This is a genomic window from Streptomyces exfoliatus (genome assembly GCF_000725545.1).
Lineage (GTDB): Bacteria > Actinomycetota > Actinomycetes > Streptomycetales > Streptomycetaceae > Streptomyces > Streptomyces exfoliatus.
In genome coordinates, this window is the sequence record NZ_JNZP01000012.1 from 155,221 (window position 1) to 171,092 (window position 15,872).

The 15,872-nt window shown below is 74.4% G+C and carries 2 protein-coding genes; both read right to left on the reverse strand.

All coding sequences use genetic code 11. From position 1 onward, the window contains the following. Nucleotides 1-42 precede the first annotated feature (42 nt). Nucleotides 43-14,427 (reverse strand): non-ribosomal peptide synthetase, encoded by a 14,385-nt coding sequence (locus tag IO20_RS0114940; protein ID WP_030545412.1) that lies wholly within the window; start codon nucleotides 14,425-14,427, stop codon nucleotides 43-45. A gap of 127 nt (nucleotides 14,428-14,554) precedes the next feature. Next, entirely contained in the window at nucleotides 14,555-15,562 is a 1,008-nt protein-coding gene (locus IO20_RS0114945) for an iron-siderophore ABC transporter substrate-binding protein (protein WP_030545414.1), read from the reverse strand. Between the last annotated feature and the right edge of the window lie 310 nt (nucleotides 15,563-15,872).

Here is a 15,872-nt window from a genome sequence, read left to right on the forward strand (position 1 = left end):
ATGCGTGGTCGGGCGTCATGTGTGGTCATTCGTAGTGCGTGGTCAGCCGTGTGTCACGCGGGACAGCCGGGACAGGGGCTGCTCGGGGTCGGCCGTCACCGCGCGCAGCAGGGTCCGGAACTCCTCCGCGAGCGCCCGGGCCTTCGCCGGGCCGAGCCGGTCCGTCGCGTGGATCAGGCCGCAGTGCACGGGCCCTTCGCCCCGGGGTTCGTGGAAGCCGAGCGTCAGGTCGGCCCGGGTCGCGCCGGTCGGGACGGTCACGAGCGTGCCCATGCCGCCCTCAAGGCGTTCGAGGTCCGCCTGTTCGTGGTGGACCACCATCACCTGGGGGCCCTCCGGCCGCAGCCCGGCCGCGCGGACCACCTCGTCGAAGGGGACGTCCTGCCGGTCGAGGGCGCTCAGCGTGGTCTCCCGTACACGGGTCAGGAGCTCCGTGAAGGTGGGGTCGCCCGCGGTGTCGGTGCGCAGCACGACCGTGTTGAGGAAGCATCCGACGAGGTCGGCTAGCTGGTCGTCGTCGCGTCCCGCGACCATGGTGCCGATGGGCAGGTCGGTGCCGGATCCGTGGGCGGTGAGCAGGGCCGCGAGGGCCGCGTGCAGCACCATGAACATGCTGGTGCCGGTGGCCCTCGCCAGCCGGTCCACGGCCGCGTGGAGCCGCTCGTCGAGGACGAACTCGACGACTCCCGCCGCCCGGCGGCCGCCCTGGCCGGTGATCGCTCCCGGCTCCGCCGGCAGGGCGAGCTCCCGCGGCGCGTCCTCCAGCGCCCGCCGCCAGTAGGCCAGTTGCCGGGCGCCCCTGCTGTCGGGATCGGCGGGGTCGCCGAGGACCTCGCGCGCCCAGCGGGCGTAGTCGCCGTAGGTGACGGGGAGCGGCCGCCAGTCGGGCGCACGGCCGGCCGTGCGCGCGCCGTACGCCGTGGTGAGGTCACGGAACAGCGGGACGACCGACCACTCGTCGACGGCCAGGTAGTGCGGGGTGAGCAGGACCGCCTGGGCCCCGTCGGGGCCGGTGAGCAGGTGGGCCCGGAGCGGGGCCTCCCGCTCCAGGTCCGGTGCGGTGGCGGCGAGTTGGGCGAGCCGGGCGTCCAGGTCCGCGCAGTGCTCCACGGCCAGGTCCGGGGCCGCGACGGCCCGGCGGACCAGGTCTCCCGTACGTACGGCGAAGGCCGTGCGCAGGGGTTCGTGCCGGGCGGTGACGTCGGCGAGCGCGGCGGTGAGGGCGTCCTCGTCGAGGCCGCCGGCCGAGCGCAGGACCAGGGCGTGGTCGAAGCCGGGGCTCCGGCGGTACGCCTGCCACTGCCACCGCTGTACGGGGGCGGCAGGCGGCTCGGTGCCTTCGGCGGCCGGGCCCTCGGCGGCGCGCAGCGGCGGCCGTGCGGCGGAGGCGCCGTCCAGCTTGCCGGCGATTCCGGCGACCGTCAGCGCGTCGAAGACGTCGCGGATGCTCAGCTCGACGCCGAACTCGGCGCGGATGCGCCCGAGGAGCCGCATGGAGGCCATGGAGTGGCCGCCGAGGGCGAAGAAGCTGTCGTGCACGCCGACCGTGTCGAGCCTGAGGATCTCGCGGAACAGCGCGGCGATCCGGGCCTGTGTCTCCGTCGCGGGACGGGCGTCCCCGGTCATCGCCGACCAGTCGGGCGCGGGCAGCGCCTTGTGGTCGAGCTTGCCGTTGGGAGTGAGCGGCAGCGGGCCGTCGAGCGGCACGACGAGGGCGGGGACCATGTACTCGGGGAGCAGCGCGGCGACGTGGGCGCGCAGGGCCTGCGGGTCGAGTTCCCCTGCCGTGCCGGTGCCCGGCTCGGGTACGGCGTAGCCCACCAGGCGGACGATGTCGCCGGCGCGGTCGGGCAGGACGGCGGCCTGGGCGACCGACGGGTGTCCGGCGAGGGCGGCCTCGATCTCGCCCAGTTCGATGCGGAAGCCGCGGATCTTCACCTGGGTGTCGACCCGGCCGAGGAAGTCGAGGTTCCCGTCGGCGCGCCAGCGGGCTCGGTCGCCGGTGCGGTACATGCGGCTGCCGGGTGTGCCGTACGGGTCGGCGACGAACCGTTCCGAGCTGAGCGCGGGCTGTCCGAGGTAGCCGCGGGCGAGGCCGCGCCCGGCCACGTACAGCTCACCGACCACGCCGGGCGGCACGGGGCGCAGGTGCTCGTCGAGGACGTAGCAGCGGGTGTTGGGGTCCGGGCGGCCGATCGGCACCCGGCCGGTGGCGCGTCCGCCGTGTTCGCGGGCGGGCCACAGGGTGGAGTTGACGGTGGCCTCGGTGAGTCCGTACGCGCAGATCAGGTCGGCGGTGGCGCCGAAGCGTTCGAAGAGGTCCGGGGGCACGGTCTCGGTGCCGACCAGGACGGTCGACCCCTCGGGCAGCCGGCACTCGGCGGGAAGGGCCGACACCAGGGACGGCGGCAGGATCATGTGGGTGATCCGCTGGTCCGCGAGGAAGTCGGTGAGGGCGGGTCCGGCGACGCGGGCCTCGTCGGTGATGAGGACGAGCCGTCCGCCGTGGCAGAGCGCCATGGCGAGTTCGAACACGAAGACGTCGAAGCCGATGGACGCGAACTGCAGGACGTGGCTGTCGTGCCGGAGGCCCATCCGGTCGACGGCGGTGGCGACGAGGCTGGCGATGCCCTCGTGCGGGACGACGACGCCCTTGGGGCGGCCGGTCGAGCCGGAGGTGTAGATCACGTACGCGGCCCCGTCGAGGGCGGCCGGTGCGGCGGGCGGCGGTGTGCCGGGCAGCGTGGCGAGTGCGGCGCCCGTGTCGGGGGCGTCGAGGAGCAGCACGGTGACGCCGGGAACGTCCGGGATCTTGCCGGCGACGGACTCGGTGCCGACCACGACGGCCGCGCCCGAGTTCTCGATCATGTAGCTGAGGCGGTCGCCGGGGTGGACGAGGTCGAGCGGCAGGAAGGCGGCGCCGAGCTTCAGGGCGGCGAGGACGGCGGCGACCATGTCCGCCGAGCGCGGGACGGCCACGCCGACGACGCTCTCGGCGCCGACCCCGTGGGCGGCGAGCAGCCGGGCGAGGCGGTTGGCGCGGGCGTCGAGCTGGGCGTACGTCGTCGGGCGGGAGCGGTCGACGACGGCGACCGCGTCGGGGTGCTCGTCGACCCGGCGGGCGAAGAGCGCGGGCAAGGTCTCCTCGTCGACCTCGCGGGGCAGGCCGTTGAAGCCGTCGAGGACGAGGCGGTGCTCCTCGTCGGTGAGGATGGTGGCGCCGGACAACGGCCGGTCGGGGGCCTCGACGAGGGCGCCGACGAGCCTGCGGAGACGGTCGCCGACGCGCTCGGCGGTCTCCCGGTCGAAGAGTTCGGTGGAGAACTCCAGGCGGCAGCCGAGGGAGTCGCCGGCGCCGTCGGCGGTGGTGTGCTCGGTGAAGCTGAACACGAGGTCGAACTTGGCGGTGCCGATCCGGTGCGGCAGGTAGTGGGCCCTGAGCCCCGGCAGGCGCAGCGATCCTTCCGTGCGGACGTGGTGGCCGACCATCACCTGGAACAGCGGGTTCCTGGAGAGCGAGCGGGTCGGGTTGAGCTTCTCGACGACGGCCTCGAAGGGGACGTCGGCGTGGGAGAAGGCGGCGAGGTCGGTCGCGCGGACCCGGGCGAGGAGTTCGGTGAAGCTGGGGTCGCCCGCGAGGTCGGTGCGGAGCACGAGCGTGTTCACGAAGAAGCCGACGAGGTCGTCGAGGGCCTCGTCGCCGCGTCCCGCGATGGGGGCGCCGAGGGGGATGTCGGTGCCGGCGCCGAGGCGGTGGAGCAGGGCGGCCACGGCCGCGTGCACGACCATGAACATGCTGGTGCCGGAGTCCCGGGCGAGGCGCCTGAGACCGTCGTGGACCGTGCGATCGAAGGTGATGTCGAGTTCGGCGCCGCTGAACGTGGGGCGGGCGGGCCGCGGCCGGTCGGTGGGCAGGTCGAGTTCCTCGGGGGCGCCGGCCAGGGCGGTCCGCCAGTGCTCCAGCTGCCGGGCGGCGAGGCTGTCCGGGTCGGCCGGGTCGCCGAGGAGCCGCTGCTGCCAGAGGGCGTAGTCGGCGTACTGGACGGGCAGCGGCTCCCAGGCGGGTGCGGCGCCTTCGAGGCGGGCCGTGTAGGCGGTGGTGAGGTCCTGGAGGAACGGTCGGTCGGACCACTCGTCGGTGGTGATGTGGTGGAGCAGCAGCACGACGACGTGCTCGTCGGGCGCCACCTCCACGACGGTGGCGCGCAGCGGCAGTTCGGCGGCGAGGTCGAACGGCCGGTGGACGGCGGTGTCCACGATGCCGGGCACCTCGTCCTCCGTGGCGCGCAGGTGCTCGACGACCGGGGCGGCCGATCCGGCGGGCAGGATCCGCTGGTACGCCTGGCCGTCCCGCTCGGCGAAGAGGGTGCGCAGGGCCTCGTGACGGTCGGTCACGTCGGCGAGGGCGGCGCGCCACGCCTCCCGGTCGAAGGGGCCGTGCAGGCGCATGACCAGCGGGAAGTTGTACGCGGCCGAGGTGCACTCGATCTGCTGGATGACCCACAGGCGCTGCTGGGCGTGGGAGAGCGGCAGTTCCTCGGGGCGCTCCGCGGCGACGAGCGCCGGACGGGCGGCGCCGTGCGAGGCGGTCGCGCGGGCGACGAGTTCGGCGACGGTGGGTGCCTCGAACAGGTCGCGGATCGCCAGTTCGGCGTCGAGGGCGGTGCGGGCGCGGCTGACGAGCCGGGTCGCGAGGAGCGAGTGCCCGCCGAGGTCGAAGAAGTCGCTGTCGATGCCGACGCTTCCCTCGGGGAGGCCGAGGACCTCGGCGAAGAGCCCGCACAAGGTCTCCTCGTGGGGCGTGCGCGGGGCGCGGCTGATGCCCGTGCCGGTGAGATCGGGGGCGGGCAGGGCCTTGACGTCGAGCTTGCCGTTGACGGTCAGCGGCAGGGTCGCGACGGTGACCAGGGCGGACGGGACCATGTAGTCGGGCAGCTGGGGCTTGAGGTGGTCGCGGAGCCGCTGGGGCAGCGTGTCGTCGGCCGGGGCGGCCTCCTCCCGTACGACGTAGCCGACGAGGCGCTTGGTCCCGGCGGTCTCGTGGACGACGACGGCGGCGTGGGCCACCTCGGGGTGGGTGGTCAGGGCGGTGGAGATCTCGCCGAGTTCGACGCGGTAGCCGCGGATCTTGACCTGGTCGTCGGTGCGGCCGAGGAAGTCGAGCAGGCCGTCGGGGCGCTGCCGTACGAGGTCCCCGGTGCGGTACATGCGCTCGCCGGGTGCGCCGAACGGGTCGGCGACGAAGCGTTCGGCGGTCAGCGCGGCCCGGTCGTGGTAGCCGCGGGCCAGGCCGGTGCCCGCGATGTACAGCTCGCCGGGGCAGCCGGGCGGCACGGGACGCAGCATGGCGTCGAGGACGTGGGCGCGGGTGTTGCGGATGGGCCTGCCGACGGTGGGCGTGGCGCTCTCGGTGGTGGAGCCGCCGAGGGTGTTGATCGTGTACTCGGTGGGGCCGTAGAGGTTGTAGCCGTACGTGCCCTCGGTGCGGCGCAGCTGGGTCCAGACGGTGTCGGACACGGCCTCGCCGCCGAGCAGGACGAGCGAGGGCCGGTGCCTGCCCGCGGTGTCGTCCTGGTCGAGGAGGCCTTCCTCGATGAGCAGCTGGGCGTAGGTGGGCGTCACGTTGACGACGTCGACGCGGTGCTCGTCGCAGTAGGCGACCAGTGCCTCCGCGTCGCGGCGGAGCTCCTCGTCGCAGACGTGGACCTCGTGGCCCTCGACGAGCCAGAGGAGTTCCTCCCACGACATGTCGAAGGCGAAGGAGACGGTGTGCGCGATGCGCAGGCGTCGCCCGCCGGCCGAGGCGATGGCCGGGTCGAAGATCTCCTTCTGGTGGTTGAGCTGCATGTTCGTCAGTCCCCTGTACGGGGTGACGACGCCCTTGGGGCGGCCGGTGGAGCCGGAGGTGTAGATGACGTACGCCGGGTGGTCCAGACGGTCCGGCAGTCCGTGGGCGAAAGCGGGCCGTTCGGCGTCGGTGACCTCGTCGCCGGACAGGGCGGCCAGTTCCGCGGTCACGGCCGGGTCGTCGAGGAGGAGTTCGGGGGCGACGGGGCCGTCGGCGCGCCGCAGCGTCGGGGCGACGGCGGTCGTGGACACCAGGCAGAGCGGGCCGGTGTCCTCTGCCATGAGGCGCAGCCGGTCGGCGGGGTGGTCGAGGTCGAGCGGCAGGTAGGCGGCGCCGGTCCGCAGGACGGCGAACAGCGCGGCGACCATCTCGATGGAGCGGGGCAGCGCCAGCGCCACGACCTTCTCGGGGCCCGCGCCCCGGGCGAGCAGCAGCCGGGCGAGCCGGTTGACCTGGGCGTCGAGCTCGGCGTAGGTGAGGGCGCGGTCGCCGAAGACGAGGGCGACGGCGTCAGGGGTACGGGCGACCTGCGCCGTGAGCATGTCGGCGACGGTCTCGTCCGGCACCGGCTCGCGTGTGGCCTCCCGGCCGTCGGCCAGGGCGCTGCGCTCGGCGGGGAGCAGCAGGTCCACGCCGACGGTCCTGGCGGCCCCGGCGGTGGGCCCGTCGAGGGCCGTGCCGAGCCGGTCGAGGACCGTGGTGAACCGGGCCAGGATCGTGGCGGCGGCCTCGGCGTCGAAGAGGTCGGGCCTGGCGGCGAGGGTGATCCGCAGCCGGGCTCCGGGCGTCACGATGAGGGTGAGCGGGAAGTGGGTGCCGTCCACGTTGGACACGCCGGTGATGCCGTGCCGTTCGCGGAGCGCCGCGGCCCGGTCCTCGCCGTCGGCCGAGCGGAGCACGAACAGGGTGTCGAAGAGGCGGCGGTGGCCGGACTCCTGCTGCAGGGCGCCGAGGCCCACGTACTCGTACGGCATGACGGCGGCGCGCTCGGACTGTGTGCGGCGCAGCAGGTCGAGCAGGGGCTCGTCCGGAGTGAAGGTGACACGGGCGGGGATCGTGTTGAGGAACATGCCGATGATGCCGGCCACGTTCGGGACGTCCGCCGGGCGGCCGGATACCGCCGTGCCGAAGGCGATGTCGTTGCGGCCGGTCATCGCCGAGAGCACCAGCGCCCAGGCCACGTTGAGGACGGTGTTGAGGGTGAGCCCGTGCCGGCGGGCGGCGGCACGCAGCCGGTCGCCGGTCTCCTGGGTGAGGAGCGCGTCGATGTCCACCGGTATGACCGGTCCGGTGTCGCGTCCCGAGGGGGCGAGCAGCGTCGGCTCGTCGAAGCCGGCGAGCGCCCGGCGCCAGGCGTCGAGGGCGACCGTGGTGTCCTGCGCGTCGAGCCAGGCGAGGTGGTCGCGGTAGGAGCCGGGCATCGGCAGGCCGGTGGGGTCACCGGCCCGCTCGTACAGCGTGAACAGCTCCTCCAGGAACAGCCAGGCGGACCAGCCGTCCCACAGGATGAGGTGGTGGGTGACGACGAGCCGGTCCCGGCCGTCGCCGAGCCGGATGAGGAGCAGCCGGCAGAGCGGCGCCGAGGACAGGTCGAAGCGCTGCCTGCGGTCGGCGGCGAGCAGTTCCTCGGTCCTGGTCCGCTGTTCTTCGGCGGGCAGGTCGGACAGGTCGGCCTCGACGAGGGGGATCTCGGCGCCGTCCGCGATGAACTGGACGGGGCGGGGCAGGCCGTCGCTGGTGAACCCGGCACGGAGCCCGGTGTTGCGGTCGAGGAGGGTCCGGCAGGCGGCGCGGAGCCGGTCGGCGTCGATCCGGCGGTCGAGGTCCAGGGTCTCCTGCGACTGGTAGACGTCGAGTGCGTCGCCGGCGTCGTAGGTGGCGTGGAAGTACATGCCCTCCTGGAGCGGGGAGAGCGGCCAGACGTCCGCGACGGGAAGCCCGGCCGCGGCGTGGACGCGCGCGGTCTCCTCGGGGGTGAGGTCGAGCCCGCCGAGCGGGGCCGCGGGCTCCGGCGCCGGGGGCTCGGGCGGCGCGGCGGCGGTCAGCTGGTCGAGCAGTGCCTTGAGGGCGGGGTCGACGGCGGCGCCGGACTGCTGCTGGAGCGTCAGGACGGCCTGGAGGGCGGCGGCGGCCTGCCCGGCGTCGGAGGCGGAGACGGTCACTCCGTCTGGGTGCACGGGTACCTCGGGTGTCTCGGGCGAGTCGGGGGCCGGGGGTGCTCCGGCGTCCCCGTGGACGGTCGCGGCGGCGGCGAGGGCGGCGGGCGTGCGGCACTCGAACACGTCGCGGGGGCTGAGCGTCAGCCCCCGGGCACGCGCGCGCGTGGCGACGGTGATCGAGCTGAGGCTGTCGCCGCCGAGCACGAAGAAGTCGTCGTCGACGCCCGTCCCGGGTACGCCGAGGACCTCGTCGAAGATCTCGCACAGGGCGTGCTCGCGTGCGTCGCGGGGTGCGCGACCGCCGGCGCGGGGCGCGGCCCCGGGGGCGGGCAGGGCGTTCTGGTCGAGCTTGCCGCTGGGGGTCAGCGGCAGTTCGGCGAGGACGACGACGGCGCTCGGCACCATCGCGGCGGGCAGCGCCCCGCCGAGCGCCGCGTGCAGGTCGTCGGGGGCGGGCGCGGCGCCGGGGGCCGGGACGGCGTAGCCGACGAGGGCGCCTTCGCGGACGACGACGGCCGCGCGGGCCACGCCGGGCAGTGCGGCGAGGGCGGTCTCGATCTCGCCGAGCTCGATCCGGTTGCCGCGGATCTTGACCTGGCGGTCGGTGCGGCCGAGGTACTCGACGGCCCCGTCGGCGCGGCGGCGCACCAGGTCGCCGGTGCGGTACATGCGCTCCCCCGCTCCCCCGAACGGATCGGCCACGAAGCGTTCGGCGGTGAGGCCGGGCCGGTCGTGGTAGGCGCGGGCCAGCTGGACGCCCGCGAGGTACAGCTCGCCCGGCACCCCTTCCGGGACCGGCCGGAGGAACGGGTCAAGCACGTACAGGCGGGTGTTCCAGACGGGCCGGCCGATCGGGACGGCGGGCTCGGTGCCGCCCTCGTACGGGAAGAAGGTGACGTCGACGGCCGCCTCGGTCGGGCCGTACAGGTTGTGCAGCGGCACGGGGGCGCGCCCCGGGCTGGAGGTCAGCTCCCACCAGCGGCGGGCGTCGGCGCCGGTGAGCGCCTCGCCGCTGCAGAACACCCGGCGCAGGCTCGCCGCCCAGTCGGGACCCGTACCTGCGTCGGCCTCCATGACCTGTACGAAGGCCGCCAGCATCGACGGCACGAAGTGGGTCGTGGTGACGCGCCGGTCGGCGATCAGGCGGGCCAGGTAGGCCGGGTCGCGGTGGCCGTCGGGGCGGGCGAGGACGACGGTCGCGCCCTCGGTCAGGGCCCAGAAGAACTCCCACACCGACACGTCGAAGCTGGACGGGGTCTTCTGCAGGACGCGGTCGTCGGCGGTCAGCCCGTACGCGCTCCGCATCCAGGCGAGCCGGTTCACGACGGCCCGGTGGGTGACGGCGACGCCCTTGGGGCGGCCGGTGGAGCCCGAGGTGTAGATGAGGTACGCCGGGTGGTCGGGCCCCGCCGGCCGGGGCGGGGTGTCGAGCGCCGCCGCGTCACCCCCGTCGGGGCTGCCGGGAGCGGTGTTCTCGTGCTCCTCCGTGCCGACGACGAGGTGCCGCAGATCCGTTACGCGGGGCAGCCGCCCGACCGCTTCGGCGGTCGTCACGACGAGACGCGTCCCGGAGTCGGCGAGCATGAACGCCACCCGGTCGGCGGGGTAGTCCAGGTCGACGGGCAGGTAGGCGGCGCCCGCCTTGAGGACTCCGAGCAGCGCGACCATCAGTTCGGCCGAGCGCGGGACGGCGACGGCGACGTACCGCTCGGGGCCCGCGCCGTGTGCCCGGAGCCGCCGGGCCAGTGCCTCGGCCCGCCGGTCGAGTTCGGCGTAGCTGAGGGTGGTGTCCTCGAAGACGACGGCGGGCGCGTCCGGGGTGCGGTCCGCCCACGCGGCGAAGAGGCCGGCGAGGGTCGCGTCGGGGACGGGGTGCGCGGTGGCGTTGAGCTCGTCGAGGTGCGCGCGCTCGCGGGGGGACAGCAGGTCGGTCCGGGCGACGGCGCGGCCGGGGTCGGCGACCACGGTCCGCAGGAGGGCCGTGAAGCGGTGGGCGAGGACGGCCACCGCCACCTGGTCGAGGCGGGCGGCGTCGTGCTTGAACCGCAGCAGCAGTCCGGCGTCGGTGGGCTCGACGACGAGCGCGAGCGGGTAGTGGACGGCGTCGAAGACCTCGACGCCGGTGATGAGCGGCGCGTCGGTCGCCTGCCCGGCCGTGGTGTCGTCGGTCGGGTGGTTCTCGAAGACCACGAGCGTGTCGAAGAGTTCGCCGCCGCCCGTGGTCCGCTGGATGTCGGCGAGTCCGAGGTGTTGGTGGTCGAGGAGCGCGGAGTGCTCGTCCTGGACGCGGCGGAGGAGTTCGGTGAGCGTCTCCCCCGGACGGAGGGTCACCCGGGCGGGCACGGTGTTGATGAACAGGCCCACGGCCGCGTCGAGCCCCGGGACCTCCGTCGTCCGGCCGGACACGGTGGTGCCGAAGACGACGTCACGACCGCCGGTGAGACCGCCGAGCAGCAGACCCCACAGACCGTGGAAGACGCTGCTCAGGGTCAGCCCGTGGTTCCTGGCGTAGCCGGTCAGCGCGTCGACGAGGTCCCGCGGCAGCCGTGTGTCGACGTGCTCGGGACGGGCGGGTGCCGGGGCGGCGTCGTATCCGGGAGAGAGCGCGGGAAGCCGGGTGGGGCCCGCGAGGCCGTCGAGCGCCCGGCGCCAGGCCTCACGGGCGGCGTCCAGGTCACGGCCCGCCAGCCAGGAGAGGTACGGCTCGGGGGCCGGGGGCGCGGGCAGTTCGGCGCCCCGGAGGGCGGCGGTCAGTTCGCGCAGCAGGACGGCGACGGACCAGCCGTCGGCGACGATGTGGTGCAGGGTGAGCAGCAGCCGGTGCCGTCGGCCGTCCCTGATGAGGGTGGCGCGCAGCAGGGGCGGACGGGCGAGGTCGAACGTTTCGGCACGGTCGGCGCGGAGGATGTCGTCCAGGGCGGTCGTGGCGGTGTCGGCCTCCCGCCACGGGAGGGTCGCCTGGTCGGCGAGCCGCTGGACGACCTGGCCGCCGGGGAGCTGGCGGAACGAGGCGCGCAGCAGCGGGTGCCGGTCGAGGAGCGCCTGCAGGGCGCCGCGGAGGCGGTCCGGTTCGACGGGGCCCTCGAGGTCGAGGAGTTCCTGGACGAGGTAGAGGTCGGTGGACCGGTCGTCGTACTCCGCGTGGAAGAAGAAACCTTCCTGGAGGGGCGAGACGGGCAGCGCGTCCGGGTCGAGGTCGACCCGTCGCGCCGGGGCGGCGACCTCCTCGCGGGCGGTTCTGGCGAGGGCCGCCACGGTCCGGTTCCGGAACACCTCGCGCGGGGTGATCGCGAGTCCGGCCTCGCGGGCGCGGTTGACCAGCTGGATGGCGACGATGCTGTCACCGCCCAGCTCGAAGAAGCTGTCGTGGACGCCGACCGCCGGCAGGCCGAGGACCTCGGCGAACAGGGCGGCGAGCGCGGTCTCGGCGGGGGTGCCCGGGGCGTCGGTGCCGGTCATCGACGTCCAGCGGGGCTCGGGCAGGGCCTTGGCGTCGAGCTTGCCGTTGGGGGTCAGCGGCAGCGGGCCGTCGAGGACGACGACGGCCGAGGGCACCATGTGGTCGGGCAGGGTGTCCGTCACGCGCGCGCGTGCGGCGGTGACGGCGGCGTCAGTGCCGTCGGCGCCGGTGTTCGTTCCCGTACCCGCGTTCGTTCCCGTGCCCGCGTTCGTTCCCGTGCCCGCCTCGGCGGGGGTCTCCGCCGCCTCCGGGACGAGGTACGCGACGAGACGCTTGACGCCCCGGTGGTCCTCGCGGGCGAGGACGGCGGCCTGGGCGATGCCCGGGCAGGCCATGAAGGCGCTCTCGATCTCGCCCGGCTCGACGCGGTGGCCGCGGATCTTGATCTGGCCGTCGGCGCGGCCGAGGAACTCCAGGTTGCCGTCGGCGCCCCAGCGGACCCGGTCCCCCGTGCGGTACATCCGGGTGCCGGGGGCGCCGTACGGGTCGGCGACGAACCGTTCCGAGGTGAGCCCCTCGCGGCCGAGGTAGCCCCGGGCGAGGCCGCGCCCGGCGACGTACAGCTCGCCCTCCGTGCCGACGGGGACGGGCCGGAGCGCCGTGTCGAGGACGTAGGCGCGGGTGTTGGGGTCGGGGCGTCCGATGGGGGCCGGGCCCGGCCGGTCGGGGTCGGCGAGCCAGAGCGTGGAGTTGACGCTCGCCTCGGTGAGGCCGTACGCGACGACGACCCGGAGGCGTCCGTCCCAGCGGGCGATCAGTTCGCCGGGGACGGCCTCGGTGCCGACGACGAGCACCGCGCCGGGCGGGAGTTCGCACTCCTGCGGCAGGGCGGATACGAGCGAGGGCGGCAGGATCATGTGGGTGGCGCGGTGGCGCGCGATGTACTCGGTGAGGGCGGGGCCCGCCACGCGGCGCTCGGCGGGGACGACGATGATCCGTCCCCCGACGCAGAGCGACATGATCAGGTCCCACACCGTGACGTCGAAGCCCACGGAGGCGAACTGCACGACGCGGCTCTCGGCGGTGACGCCGATCCGGTCGGTGGCCGTGGCGATGAGGCTGCCGACGCCGTCGTGCGGGACGACGACGCCCTTCGGGCGGCCGGTCGAGCCGGAGGTGTAGATGACGTACGCGGCCTGGTCCAGGGAGACCGGTGGCAGCGGCTCGGGGTCGGCAGGGGCGGCGAGGGCGGCCACGGTGTCCGGGGCGTCGAGCCGCAGCAGGGTGACGCCCTCGGCCGCGGGCAGGTCGCCGGCGAGTTCGGTCACGGTGACGACGGTGCGCGCCCCGGCGTCGGTCAGCATGTAGGCGATGCGGTCCCGGGGGTGGTCGGCGTCCAGCGGCAGATAGGCCGCGCCGGCCTTCATCACGGCGAGCAGGGCGACGACGAGTTCCGGTGAGCGGGGCAGGGCGACGCCCACCACGTCCTCGGCGCCGACGCCACGGGAACGGAGCAGGCGGGCGAGCCGGTCGGCGGCGTCGTCGAGTGCGGCGTACGTCAGTTCCCGCTCCTCGCAGACGAGCGCGACGGCCTCGGGGGTCCGGCGGACCTGGCGCTCGAAGGCGGCGGGCCAGGACAGCTCGGGCACCTCGCGGGGTGCGGTGCCGAACCGGTCGAGCAGGAGGGCGCGTTCGGCGTCCGAGGTCAGCTCGATGCGGCCCAGGGGGCGGTCGAGGTCCTCGGTGAAGGCGTGGAGCAGGCCGAGGAAGCGCCGTTCGTGGTCGGCGAGCGTGGCCGCGTCACAGACGTCGGCGTCGGCGTCGAGGTGGAGGGTGACACCCCGGCCCGCCGCGCCCTCGGCGAAGCTGAACGCCAGGTCGCTGACCGGTCCGAGCCACTCGGGGCGCAGTTCGGCCTCGTGGTCCGCGAACCGGAGGTCCCCGGAGCGGGGCAGGATGTTGACGGTCGGGCCGACGAGCTCCGGTACGCCGTCGACCAGGCCCAGTTCCCTGGCCAGGTCCTCGGCGCGGTACCGCCCGTGGGCGACGGCGTCGGCGACCGTGTCGCGCACCTGTGTCACGAGGGCGCGGCCGGTGGTGCCGGGGCGGACGGTGAGGCGCAGCGGGACGATGTTGGAGACCATGCCGGGGACCCGCGCGGAGATCTCGTCGTCGCGGGCGGCGACGGGCAGGCCGAGGACGAGGTCCTGTTCGCCGCTCGCCCGGTGCAGATGGGCGGCGACGGCCGCGACGAGGATCCGGGACGGCCGTACCCCGGCGCCGCGGGCGGCGGCGGTCAGCCGCTCGACGGTCACCGGGGGCAGTTCGGTGGTCCGCCGGAGCCGTCGGGTCATGGGGGCCGGGGCCCGGTCGACGAGCCGCACGGGCTCGGTCCTGCCCGCCATGCGCTCCAGCCACCACGTCCGGTCTGCGGCGTGCCGCTCCGACGCGCGGTACGCGCGGTCGGCGGCGACGAGACGGGACAGGGACCGGTCGAGGGGTGCGGCGACCCCGTCCGCGGCGTCGGCGGCCGAGTAGAGCTCGCCGGCGCGTCGGGTGATCAGGGCGACGCCCATGCCGTCCGTCACGATGTGGTGGTACCGCTGGCACCACAGCACGCGGTCGTCGGCGAGCCGCAGCAGGGCGTGGGCGAAGAGCGGGTCACGGGCGAGGTCGACGGGCCGGTCGCGGTCGGTGGCCATCCACGCGGCGGCGGCCTCGTCGGGGTCGGCGGTGGCGCGAAGGTCCACGACGGGAAGGTCGAAGGGGACGGGACGGGGGGTCTGGCGCGGCCCGTCCTCGCCGGGGGTGACGCCGACGTGGAGGCACTCGGCCTCGTCCAGGGCCCGGCGGACGGCGGCGGTGAGCCGGCCGAGGTCGACGGCGCCGCGGAGGTGGAGCGCGAAGACGATGTTGTAGGCGGAGCTGTCCGGTTCGATCTGCTGGGCCAGCCAGATGCCGGATTGCCCGCCGGTGACGGGGAGGCCGGAGGTGTCCCGGTCCGACTCGACGTCAAACATCGTACGAAGTGGCCTTTCCCTGGAGGTGCGTGGCGGGGCGGCCCGGATGACGCCGACGGCGTGGCGAGGTTCCGCCACGCCGTCGGTCGGGTCGGCTCCGGGCTGGTGGCGCGTCAGCCGGTGGTCGTCACTTGATGGCTGCGAGCAGGGGCTCGATCTCGTCGATGGCGTAGGGGATCGAGAGAACGGTGTTGAAGGAGAACGCGGCGCCGATGTCCGGGTCCTGGTAGGGCACGAACAGGTCGCGCTTCTCCTGGTGGACCTTCAGCTTCTTGTAGAGCGGCTCGCCCTTGATGCGGTCGTTGGCCTCGGTGCTGGAGGTGACCCAGACGAGCCGGTCGACGTCGAGGACGTTCAGCTTCTCGGCGCTGAGTTCGGCGACGTTCCAGCCCGGCTTGGCCAGGGTGTCGATCTCCGGCTTCAGCTTGAAGCCCAGTCCGGCGAAGAAGATCGACTTGGGGTCGGTCTTCGTGAACGCCGAGTACTTGCCGGCCTCGAAGCTGTCGGCGACGGCCAGGGTCTTGGTGGCGAACTCGGGGTGCTTGTCGCGGACGGCCTTGAAGCGGGCGTCGATGTCCGTGATCAGTTTGCCGGCCTCGGCGTCCTTGCCCAGCGCCTTGCCGATCTGCTGGGTCATCAGCTGCCAGGGCGCCCCGTAGTCGGGGTGGTCCTTGGGCTGGGCGACGACCTTGGTGAACTTGGAGAGCGTGTCGTACTGCTCCTTCTTCATCCCCGAGTACTGGGCGATGACGAGGTCGGGCTTGAGCGCCGCGATCTTCTCGATGTTGTACTCGTCGCGCTCACCCACGATCTGCGGCTGGGTGGATCCCCACTTGTCCTTGGCCCAGGGCCACTTGCCGTACGGCTTCTCCTTGAACCAGTCGACCGCGCCGGCCGGCTTGACGCCGAGCGCGAGCACCGCGTCCTGGTCGGACAGGCCCAGGGTGACGACGGTCTTCGGCTCCTTGTCGATCGTCGTGGAGCCGTACTTGTGCTCGACGGTGACGGGGAACGCGGCGGGCTTGCCGCCGCCGTCGGCCGATGCCGTCGGGGTGGTGGTGGCGGGCGACTCGGACTTCTCCGACCCGCCGCCGCAGGCGGCGAGGGCGAGTGCCGCCACCGCGACGACGGCCACACGGGGGGCAGATCTGGCGAACCGCGCCAGAGCGGGACGTGCACCAGCGGACACGGACGTTCCTTTCGGGGGATTCACAGTGCGTGCCACGCCCGCCGGGACGACAGGGCCGCCGGCCGGCCGGGGGTGGCGTTCGTGCGTGGGGGGGGGTGGGACGGAGGGGCGCTAGGGGGTGTCTTGGCGATCAGGCCGGATCAGGGAGCGGCGTTCGGTGCCGTGGATCGCAAGGCGGAGGAGGGAGTCATGGCGGAGCCATGGGGAGTGACGACAACGCGGCGAGGCGCGGTGCCGGACGCCGCGAGCCCGGCCT

What these genes read in the sequence shown, in the direction of transcription:
- IO20_RS0114940 (WP_030545412.1), bottom strand. Translation starts at nt 14,427, where the DNA reads ATGTTTGACGTCGAGTCGGACCGGGACACCTCCGGCCTCCCCGTCACC.